Raw genomic sequence first — 10726 nt, forward strand, 5'->3', positions numbered from 1 at the left:
TCACCTTACCTAATCTTTATTGTTTTACTTAAAAGCCCGGTTCTGTTAATTTTTGCATCTACTTTTACTTTTACCTGTATAGAAGGAAAAATTTCCTCACTCCAAACACTTGTAACTTTTTGCCAGTATTTCGGATACTTATCAAACACGTGAATTCCAAAGCCAAATATGTCACTTTTATATTCATTCTGACATTTAGAAATTGCACTGTAACATTCTTTTGTGATTTGCTTTTCAAGACATTTGCTAAGAGATTTACATATTTTATCCGGACTTTGTCCCGACTGACTTTGCTGTTCGCCAACATTGCCTTCCGCTTTGATTTTAACGTTGACTTCTATAGAATTATTACTTGAGGAATTAACTTCAATTTTAGAAGAACCCTTCATTAATTCAATTCCGATTATTTCTTTAGGATTATCAGGACTTTCTATTTCTATAATTCCTGACTTAGCACGGCCTGTTATAAACATGTATCCGCGGGTTTCATACTTGTCAAGCCATCCTACCATCTTATCCTTCTGAAATACAGCCAAACCTTCAGTAGAAGTTAGATTTTCTGATTTTTCTATAGTTCCAATAGATAGCTCACGGCCTTCTGTTGCTAATTCTCTTGCCATGTCCAGCAACCTTAATTCTTTTGTAAATCCTCGAGATTTAGAATTTTTTATGGTATCTCTAATATAACCGCCGGGAATTTTTGATAGCCCGTACTCCTGTTCTACAATTTCCTTTGCAGTTGTTCCCTTTGCTACTACAATAAGTGATTTAAACTGAGTTTCATGGTCTCTTAAAATGAAATCTACATAATTTTTAATTCCGGATTTAGCAAGATCCTCACTAAAAACTATAACTTGTGAGGAACTGTAGAATATCTTTTTATTTATCTTGGCAAGCATGGTTCTTAACGCTGCAAAAATAGTACTTTCAGTATTGCTGACAACTACAAAGCTTTTTTCACCGCCACCTCCGCCACCGGAAACTCCTGCACCGGAGCTGCTGACATCTACAGGTTTGATAATCTGTGCTGTTACCATTATTTTACCATCCTCAGTCTGGTCAATTCCCATAGCTGTAAGAATAGACAATTCGCTTAGATCCCTGTTGTTCCAGCAACCTGTTGTTAAAGTCATAATCATACTGATACATAGCAATAACAAAATTACTTTTTTAATCATTTTTTACTCCCCCTTGGAGCAAAAGTTTTCCCAGTTGTACGTTTTCTATTCTGGTCTTGAGTTAATGAACGGGGGCGGTTAAACATGGACCATATAGGTGCTACTACAAAGGAATCCTTCAGGCTTTCTCCTCGGAAAGGTGCAAATGGGGAGAGGATAGGCACAAAAAATGATTTCTTTCCGCACAGGTAAATAGTAAACATATAGGTAACAAAGCCTATTCCCAATAACCCAAGAACATTGGCTGCTATTAAAATAACAATCCTTAAAATTGCACCTACTTTCATAAGAGGAGGTACAATAAAACTGCAAATTCCTGCTAAAGCTGCAATAATAACCAATGGAGCAGAAGCGATACCTGCGCTTACGGCGGCGTCTCCAAGTACAATAGCTCCTACAATACTAACTGCCTGACCTATAGCCCTTGGCATCCGAAGACCTGCTTCACGAAGAATTTCAAAAGTAATTACCATAATCAAAGCTTCTATAAAAGACGAAAAGGGGATTCCTTCTCTGGTCGCTGCCATTGTCAGCATAAGCTTAAAAGGTATTATGGTTTGGTGAAAGCTTGTAACCGCAACATATAGTCCCGGCAAGTATACTGATATAAAAAAAGACATTAATCTTAGTAGCCTCATAAAGCTCGCGAAATAGAATTCTCCGAAGTAGTCCTCCTGAGCTTGAAAGCTCTCAATCATCAGAAAAGGAACGGTCAATACCGTAGGAGTTCCGTCTGCCAGAATTGCAACTCTTCCTTCCAGAAGTTTAGCTGCAACCTTATCAGGCTTTTCGCTGTTTCCGACCATAGGGAAAAAAGGCATTTTTCCGTCTTGAATAAACTGTTCCATATATCCGGTAGCAAGAATTGCATCTATATTTATACTATTAAGACGGTTTCTTACTTCTTCGACAACTTCAGGTGCTGCAATACCCTGAATATAACAAATTGCAATATCAGTATTTGTTTGCTTGCCTAACACAAGGCTTTCAACTTTAAATTTAGTATTTTTGATTCTTCTCCTAAGCAAAATTAGATTTGTCTTAAGACTCTCTGTAAAGCCTTCCCTTGAACCTTTAATACTTATTTCGGTATCTGGTTCTCCGACAGCCCTTTTTTCAGGAGATTTTAATCCTATTTTAAAGGCCTTGTCCTCGCCGTCTATGAACAAAACAACATCCCCCGTGAGAATACCGTCCAAACAGGATTTAAAGGAATAGAGCTCTTTAAGATCACTCACACTTAATATACTCTCACTTAAAAGTGTAAAAATTGATGAATAGCTTTTCTCACCTGAATAATTTATAATAGGTTCAATAATATTCTCAGCAAGGATTGCCTTGTCAAAAAAACCTTCTATAGAAGCAATGATAATTCTTGTATTTTTTTTTCCTAAAAGCACTTCACGCAGAATAAAGTCACTACACAGGGAAAATTCCTGATTCAGCAGTCCTTTGACTTTGTCGATAGATTTAGGAATTTGAGTACTGCTGTTATTTTGACTATCTTCAGGTACTTCGGTACCCGTACGTTTTGGTTTTTTAGGCTCTCTGGATTTAAAAAAACTAAACATTATATCACCCAAAGTCATTGTCCCCAAATAAAACATTGTTATTCTACATGTATAAATACTGCTAATTTGGAAAATAATCCATATTAGGTTAATTTATTTAATAAGGAGTTCGCATATATGACCGAAAAAGACAAACAAAAGTCTGCAGATATTTGGATGTTCAAGGTATTAACTATAACATTGGTATTGACAAGTACTTTACTTGCTTTTTTCTGTATCAGGGTAAACAATGTAGTAAACCAGTACAAAGAAAAATATAATAATGAATGTGTTCAATCCATGCTTATTATGAAATCAAATCAATCATTAACAACAAACACAAATAATTATAAATCTCAAAGTGATGAACTCAGTAAGCTTAACAACGACCTTAAGAAACAAAATGAAGAGATAAAAAGACAGCTTGAGGACCTGAAAAAACAAAATAAGCAATTGGAAGCTACAAAAAGAGAATTAGCCGATGATAACCTTCAGCTTCAGAAATCACTTAAAAAGGCAGCAGCGGTAGGTGTAAAACCTCAATCATACAAGATATACAGTGGTGACAATCTCGAAAATAACAGTAAAAGAAAGTATCTTGGAAAATTTCTTGGCACGGCATACACTCCATGTGCTGAGGAATGCGGTAATAACAAGGGCATAACCAGCTCCGGTCAGCCAATAGTACCCGGTGTATCAATAGCAATAGATAACACACATTGGCCGTATGGAACAATTTTCTATATTAAGGGGTTGGGATATACAATCGCTATGGACACGGGGAGTGCAATAAAAGGTAAAAACAGATTTGATTTTGCGGTATTAGATAAAAAGTTTGCATATGAGCTTGGACAACAATATTATGACGTGTACCTAGTAAAAATAGGAAACGGTAAGATTAGTGAATCTATTATAACCAAACCGGCTTAAATGATAGAATGTTAATAAAAATCAGGAAATATTGACTTATTTATATAATTGGTATATACTAACAGTAGATTTAAGTCTAAAAATTAATAATTTATCGCTGAATTATAGCAGTTTGATTGCTATAAGCGGGGGAACCATTTGATGGGGTGAATCCTGGGTTACCAGGTAGGGTTAGTCTCTTACAACCCGAATCCGGCAGCTAACTTCGTAAGCGTTGGGGAGAAAGTGAATTTTTACATTTTGTAATTATCTAACCCAATGCTACAGTTTATCTGTAGCATTTTTTAAGTTTATCCTTATTCATTTTCTTCAAATTTAATTATTCAATTTTAAATCTTACATTATAATTTGAAAGGGAGGGAACTTATTTGATGAAAGTTTGTATATCGGGCTTGGGCCGCACTGGAATGGAAATTGCAAGGACAATACTATTACAAAATGAAATTCAGCTTGTTTCTGCTATATGCAGTCCGAGCAGTAAATCTTTAAATAAGGATTTGGGAGAAATTCTTGGAATGAATAAAACAGGAATTACGGTTACCGGGTCTGATAAACTGGAGGAAGTAATATTCAGAAATAAACCGGACGTTGTTATTGATTTTTCAAATCCAAAATCAGCATTGAAAAATGCTTTAATTTTCTCAAAATACAGGATAAACATTGTAGTGGGAACCACTGGGTTCTCAGATTATCAGCTTAAAAAGCTCTACGTAATTTGCAGAAAGTTTAAAAACGGCATTGTTTATGCACCAAACATAACTATGGGTGTAAATGTTCTGATGCTGCTGTCAAATCTTACGGCAAGCTTGCTAAGTAATTACGATTTTCAAATCACAGAGTTGCATCATAAAAACAAATTGGATTCACCATCCGGAACAGCAAAAAAAATAGCCGGCGAAATACAGAGTGGTCTTTTAAACAAAGGAGTTGTAGTTTCGCATAAGGACATACCTATAAATTCAGTAAGGGCCGGAGGTGTAATAGGTAAGCATGAAGTAATGATTGTAGGTCAGGAAGACAAAATAGAAATCAGTCATGAGTCTTTTTCAAGAAAAGCCTTTGCACAGGGAGCGGTAAGTGCAGCAAAATTTATTCATAAAAAATCCGGGTACTACGAAATGAAGGATGTCCTTGATTTGGAAAAAGTATTAAAAACTTATATTGAAAATAATAACAGGTGGTCGTCAAAGCGCCACAATAAGTATAATGCAAAACCGGCTTCAAATTAAAAAACAAGAACCCTGCTACTGCTGGGTTCTTGTTTTTTTAGCTCTTAACATAAATTTTATAAGATTTTTTATTATCAGAATGATTTCAATAATTCCAAGAATACCTACAATTGTAACTAAATCCCTGTTTTCGGTAACAATCTCTTTGATTTTCGTTCTGTAATCCTCAGGGGCTGAAACAGTCTTATCTGAGTATAAATTAACTTCTATTACAGTATTATCATTTAGTGTGTATTTTAAAACACCCGCAATAGTTTCGGTATTAACCGGGAGTTTCAACTTCTCATTCGGTATAAAGCTTATATTTTTAATAAAACTGTCTCCTACCGGATAGGTGTAATAAACATCAATTTTACTTGACAGATCAAGCTTAACATTATCTACTTCTATACTTCTTTGAGAGATATTTTTGGGAACTAGCACTCCCGTATAAAACTTGGAAAACCCGTAATCAAAAAGTTTTGCAGTCTCGGAAAAAGCACTTTCCTTACTGGTGTTGAATACCACAGCAATAAGCCGTTTATCATTTTGGGAAGCAGTAGTAACAGCGGAAAAGCTCTGAGGGTTTGTATTTGTACCTAATTTTCCGCCATCAACACCTTTATAACTCCAGAAAAGGGTATTTTGGTTTGTTAAAATAGAAGAATTATTTCCATTGAGCCAGCCAAAACCTCTAGCTCCAAATATCACATTAAAAGTATTATTTGATATTGCTGCCTTTATAAGTAAGGCAATGTCATTGGCAGAGGTATATTGTGCCTTCTCATAAAGGCCCGTTGGATTTACAAAATATGTATCTTTCAAAGACAGCTCTTTAGCTTCCGTATTCATATATCTGACAAATTTTTTGATATCACCGTCACCTACATATTCGGCAAGTGCTACAGCTGCATCATTTCCCTGTGAAAGCATTACGGCATAAAGTAAATCCTCAACAGTATACTGATTTCCTACCACAAGATTAAGCCCATTAAAGCTGGCGGCATTTTTGCTGATTGTAACCTTTGCATTTAAATCTGTTTTCTCGATGGTAACAAGAGCAGTCATAAGTTTACACATAACCGAAGGCGATAAATGCTTATAAGCATTTTTTTCGAAAAGAACTTGTCCCCTTACGGTATCCATTAGGACTACAGAGCTGGAAGTAAGACTTTCAGCCGGTGTCCATGCAAAAACCGGGATACTGTTTAAAATAAAAATTAATGCCACTATAACTGAAATTATTTTTTTGCTCATTAACTTCACCTGCCGAAAGTAATTATTTCATTTCTTAATATAATGATAGAACATAGGGACTCAATTAACAAGGCAAAAATCAATAAACTAAGGTTAAAAATAGGTTACAAAATTTTCAAGAATTAATAAAGTTATTCAACAAATGAAAACAATGCATATAAGTAAACTTAAAATAAAATAATACATTTAAACCTAAGCATAATTTATATAAAAGGAGCTTAAAATTGGGAATTGCAAAGAGATTAAGCAAATACATTATATATGACAAAAAAAGTATAAAACATGACTTTGAGTTGAAGGAAACAAAGTCGGTTAATTGTAACAGGGCGAAAAACGCTGCTTCTATGGATACATTTGATAGCGAAGACTTCAAGGATTACTTTGATGAATGTCCGGTTAATGATGAATATCTTGAAGAGTCGGTATCAGACGAAATAGATTATAATAAACGCATGATGAAAAAAATATATAATATACCTGAAAACAGCGATATTGTATACAGGGAGTTCAATATAACCGTGCAAGATGAGAATTATCAGGCTTTTATAGTATTTATTGACGGAATGACGGACAGTAGTATTATAAGCAATAATATCCTTCAGCCTTTAATGATTTTATCAAACCTTGATATTAAACAAGAGGTAAAGGATGTAGGAGAATTTATATTCAACAGACTTATACCTTTTAATCAGTTAAAAAAGGTACAAGGATTTTAAAGATGTTGTAAGCAATATAAATTTTGGCGGTTGTGCTGTATTTGTGGATGGATTGGAATATGCATACACAGCGGATACTAAAAAGTGGGAACACAGGAATGTGGGTGAGCCTAATTCCGAAACTGTTATAAGAGGGCCACAGGAGGCTTTTAATGAACAAATAAGAGCAAATACAGCCCTTTTAAGAAAAATATTAAAGGACAAAGACTTGACTATCAAGGGACTTACTATTGGTACGAGAAGTAATACTCCCTGTGCTGTCATGTATATCCGTGATATTGCAAATGAATCCCTTGTGCGTGAAGTATTAAAGCGAGTGAAAAGTATCAAGGTTGATTATATATTTGATTCCGGTGAGTTGGAGCAACTATTAGAAGACAGCACTTTTCTGACAGCACCACAGATATTTGCAACGGAAAGACCTGACACTGTTGCGAGAATGCTGGCCCAAGGTAACATAGCCGTTATATTGGACGGAAGTCCATATGTACTTGTGATGCCTGCAACAATAACGGAATACCTTAGTACCCCTGAAGATATAAACATAAGATTTCCATATGTAAATTTTATACGTATGATAAGAATAATTGGTGTTATCATAGCACTTCTATTACCTGGACTGTATATAGCTGTAACAAATTATCATCAGGAAATGATTCCGACTAATCTTTTATTTGCAATTGAGGCTTCAAGGGAAATCGTTCCATTTCCAACCGTTATTGAAATAATAATAATGGAATTTTCGTTTGAGCTCATAAGAGAAGCAGGCATCAGAGTACCGGGAGCTATCGGCTCTACAATAGGCATTGTGGGAGGTCTGATTTTAGGACAGGCAGCGGTTTCAGCCAATCTTGTAAGCCCGATACTAATAATAGTAGTAGCTATTACGGCACTTGGTTCCTTTTCAATACCAAGTTTCTCTATGTCCTTTTCCATAAGAATAATTAGATTTGCTTATATTATATTAGGGTCTATAGCTGGATTTTTTGGAATAGCATTAGGTCTGCTATTGAATTCTCTGCTGCTTGCATCGTCAAAATCTTTTGGAGTACCTTTTCTCACACCGTTCGGGCCTATTACAAATGGAAAATATTCAGACAAGATAATGAGAAAGCCTATGTGGAAACAGGAAAAAAGGCCGGACTATCTGAATACAAAGGATATTATAAAGCAGCCTGAAGTAAGCAGAGGTTGGACTCGCAGTGATGAAGGTGAAGCTGGAGGTGAGGATAATGAGGAATAACGAGGGATTTGGTTCCTGGGAGGCAATCTGTTTACTAATAAATATGATTTTTGTCCAGGTAATATTATATTTTCCAAAAGATGCGTCAGTTATGGGAGGGAGCGCAGGATGGATTATACCTATAGCGGTAACAATAATCGCCTATATTTACTTTGCCATAGCCACCGGATTTTATAGACAACATGGAAATCTTGATTTACTTGAGATATCGGAAAAGTCTGCAGGAAGGATATGTAAGATAATTGTAGGGCTTTTAGCAGCGTTATTACTTATATTACTTGAAGTATCTCTTTTGGGCGAGTACGCACACTCACTTAAAATAGTATCACTTGATAAATCTCCATTAGCTTATATTCTCATATTGTTTCTGGTGGGGATGGCTGCGGCAGCATATTATGGAATAGAAGTTGTGGCACGTATAAGTGCCTTTATAGTACCGATATGCATAATCGGATTTATTTTAATAACAATAGGAGTTATCCCGGAATATAATACAGACAATTTGTTCCCCATCTTGGGAAAAGGTGTTGATTCAATAATAAACGGAAGTACTGTCAGCTTGCATATATTTTCTCCATTGCTGCTAATATTTTTTATGATACCGTTTTTTAAGAGAAGGAATCTAAACCGTGTAGGCTATTTATCAATAACCATATCAGGATTAATAATGTTTTGGTCCACATTATCATTTCTATTGACTTATCCATACGAAATGGCAGTTGGTAAAAAAATACCTATATATCAGATGGCAAGACTTATTGAAATTGGAGATTATGTACAAAGAGTGGAATCAGTATTTGTTTTGGTATTTTCATTATCATCCGTATTATACATGGGTGCCTTGTTTACTTTCATAATCCATATAATTGCTAAAACTCTTGATTTGGACAGACATCAGCCAATTATATTGCCCATTGCAATAATAATTTACTCTATGACATTCTTTAAAAAAGGACTTCCGTTTCACCTGCCGGGCAGTCAAATGACAAACATACTGTGTATTTTAGCACTTTTGCTGCCGATTATCGTACTGATTATAGGTTCCATAAAAAAAGTAGATTCTGAAAATGAAGGAGGGCAAAACTACGAATAGAATAGCCAGACTCTTTTGTATTATTTTATGTATATCTGTAATTATGGTAACTCTGACAGGTTGTTATGATAACAGAGAAATTGAAGACTTAGCATATGTAGTAGCAATCGGGATAGATGAAGCTGATAACAATATGTTTAATCTTACCTTTCAGACTGCTGTACCAAAATCAATAACCACCGGTGAAGGGGAAACGACAGATATAAAAACCTTCAAGACTGATAATTTTATTTCAGGCTTCAGAAAAACAGGAAGATATCTAAGTAAAAAAATAAATTTGTCCCATACAAAAATAATTGTAGTTTCTGAAAAAATAGCGAAAAGAGGACTACTTCCATTTCTGAATGGTTTACAAAACTACATGGAGCTTCGTCCTAACGTAAATATTATTGTTTCTGCAAATGGAGCCAAAAACTATATAGAATCCCTGCAACCTAAACTGTCATCAAGCCCTACCAAATTTTATGATATGATGTTTAAATCCTACCAAACTGATTTTCGTGTTCCAAGTTCTCAGCTGGGGGACTATCTTTACAGAACACATAGCTCAGGTTCACAACCTGTGGCAATATATACAGATGTGGACAATAGCGTTATTGACAGTAAAAAGCCTGAAACAGACAAACCTGAGGAAGAGGCAGATAAGGGAAAGAAGAATATGTCCGTAAAGGGATTGGCCGTATTTAATGGGGACAAAATGATAGGAAGTCTTGATTCAGCAGAAACCTCTATATATGCATTAATGACAGGGTCTATAGATAATATAAAACTGGAGGTTAGAGACCCCCTGGACGAAAGATATAAAATATTAAGCAATGTAAGCAAAGACAGGTCCTCCAATACAAGCGTACAGGTATATGGCAATAAACCCGAAATAAATATAGACCTCAATCTTCATGCAGATGTAGAAGCTGTTCAAAGCAACATAAATTACTCCGATCCTGCAAAATTACAGAAAGTTCAAAAGGAGTATGAAGATTATATAAAAAATGAAATGAACAGCCTTCTTACTAAAACGTCATATGAGTGCAAAAGCGATATATTTGGCTTTGGACAGATTGCAAAGAAAAATTACATGACTATATCGCAATGGGATAAAGTCAAATGGCACGAGATTTTTCCCAATGCGATTTACAGGATAAGAGTAAGCATGACGGTTTCGGGTCAGCAATAAATAAAATCGGGAGTGGATAAAATGGCAGGTAATATCATTATAGTAATATTCTTAGTCTGGATATGTATATATTCATTCAGCTTCGGAGTTTACACTTGGAAAAATAGCAACTGGTTTGGAGGATTGATAGTAATTTTGTTATCCTTAACATCACTGTTGCTTCCCGCAGCAATGATGTTTTTATAGATAATCATATACCATAAATTAGTGTAGAATTTGGTGTTGACACAAAAGTAATGGTGTGTTAACATAATCAAGCTGTCGCAGAAAACAGCACTTAAATAGTTAAGGTAGTATAACTACCAAAAACTGAAATTAAAAAAAGTGTTGACAACAGGATAGCAAAGTGTTAATATAATTAAGCTGCTTGCGACAAA

Annotated in this window: 10 protein-coding genes and 1 riboswitch; of the genes, 7 read left to right on the forward strand and 3 right to left on the reverse strand. The window is 35.1% G+C overall.

Features of this window, described 5'->3' with window-relative positions; translation table 11 throughout:
• Positions 1-5: 5 nt before the first annotated feature.
• Together L323_RS38485 and L323_RS38490 are read right to left on the reverse strand one after the other, a co-directional pair.
• On the reverse strand, positions 6-1178 hold the full coding sequence (locus L323_RS38485; RefSeq protein WP_020817002.1) for a Ger(x)C family spore germination protein: 1173 nt from the start codon (positions 1176-1178) through the stop codon (positions 6-8).
• A complete protein-coding gene (locus L323_RS38490) occupies positions 1175-2749 on the reverse strand; it encodes a spore germination protein (RefSeq protein WP_242835336.1) in 1575 nt (524 codons plus the stop codon). The genes L323_RS38485 and L323_RS38490 overlap by 4 nt, the downstream gene beginning before the upstream one ends.
• Positions 2750-2866: 117 nt before the next feature.
• On the opposite strand from L323_RS38490, the gene L323_RS38495 reads away from it, so the two are divergent.
• Together L323_RS38495 and dapB are read left to right on the forward strand one after the other, a co-directional pair.
• Entirely contained in the window at positions 2867-3658 is a 792-nt protein-coding gene (locus tag L323_RS38495) for a 3D domain-containing protein (protein WP_020817004.1), read from the forward strand.
• A gap of 85 nt (positions 3659-3743) precedes the next feature.
• A riboswitch (cyclic di-AMP (ydaO/yuaA leader) is annotated at positions 3744-3887 on the forward strand.
• A 142-nt stretch (positions 3888-4029) separates the two neighbouring features.
• Entirely contained in the window at positions 4030-4887 is an 858-nt protein-coding gene (dapB, locus tag L323_RS38500; RefSeq protein ID WP_020817005.1) for a 4-hydroxy-tetrahydrodipicolinate reductase, read from the forward strand.
• A gap of 15 nt (positions 4888-4902) precedes the next feature.
• On the opposite strand, the gene L323_RS38505 is transcribed toward dapB, so the two are convergent.
• Positions 4903-6123, reverse strand: coding sequence for a D-alanyl-D-alanine carboxypeptidase family protein (locus tag L323_RS38505; protein ID WP_020817006.1), 1221 nt, complete (start codon positions 6121-6123; stop codon positions 4903-4905).
• A gap of 224 nt (positions 6124-6347) precedes the next feature.
• On the opposite strand from L323_RS38505, the gene L323_RS41970 reads away from it, so the two are divergent.
• Genes L323_RS41970 through L323_RS41460 form a run of 5 tightly spaced genes read left to right on the forward strand, consistent with a single transcriptional unit; the run spans position 6348 to position 10535 of the window.
• Positions 6348-6839 (forward strand): spore germination protein, encoded by a 492-nt coding sequence (locus tag L323_RS41970; RefSeq protein ID WP_278245004.1) that lies wholly within the window; start codon positions 6348-6350, stop codon positions 6837-6839.
• A 43-nt stretch (positions 6840-6882) separates the two neighbouring features.
• A complete protein-coding gene (locus L323_RS38510) occupies positions 6883-8082 on the forward strand; it encodes a spore germination protein (RefSeq protein WP_278245005.1) in 1200 nt (399 codons plus the stop codon).
• Positions 8072-9175 carry a GerAB/ArcD/ProY family transporter gene (locus tag L323_RS38515; protein WP_020817007.1) on the forward strand — a complete coding sequence of 368 codons (1104 nt, stop codon included), beginning with the start codon at positions 8072-8074 and terminating at the stop codon, positions 9173-9175. Before L323_RS38510 ends, L323_RS38515 begins: the two co-directional genes overlap by 11 nt.
• Positions 9150-10349 carry a Ger(x)C family spore germination protein gene (locus L323_RS38520; RefSeq protein ID WP_020817008.1) on the forward strand — a complete coding sequence of 400 codons (1200 nt, stop codon included), beginning with the start codon at positions 9150-9152 and terminating at the stop codon, positions 10347-10349. Before L323_RS38515 ends, L323_RS38520 begins: the two co-directional genes overlap by 26 nt.
• A 21-nt stretch (positions 10350-10370) precedes the next feature.
• On the forward strand, positions 10371-10535 hold the full coding sequence (locus L323_RS41460) for a hypothetical protein (protein WP_020817009.1): 165 nt from the start codon (positions 10371-10373) through the stop codon (positions 10533-10535).
• Positions 10536-10726: the final 191 nt, after the last annotated feature.

Source organism: Ruminiclostridium papyrosolvens C7 (genome assembly GCF_000421965.1).
Taxonomy (GTDB): Bacteria; Bacillota; Clostridia; order Acetivibrionales; family DSM-1351; genus Ruminiclostridium; species Ruminiclostridium papyrosolvens_A.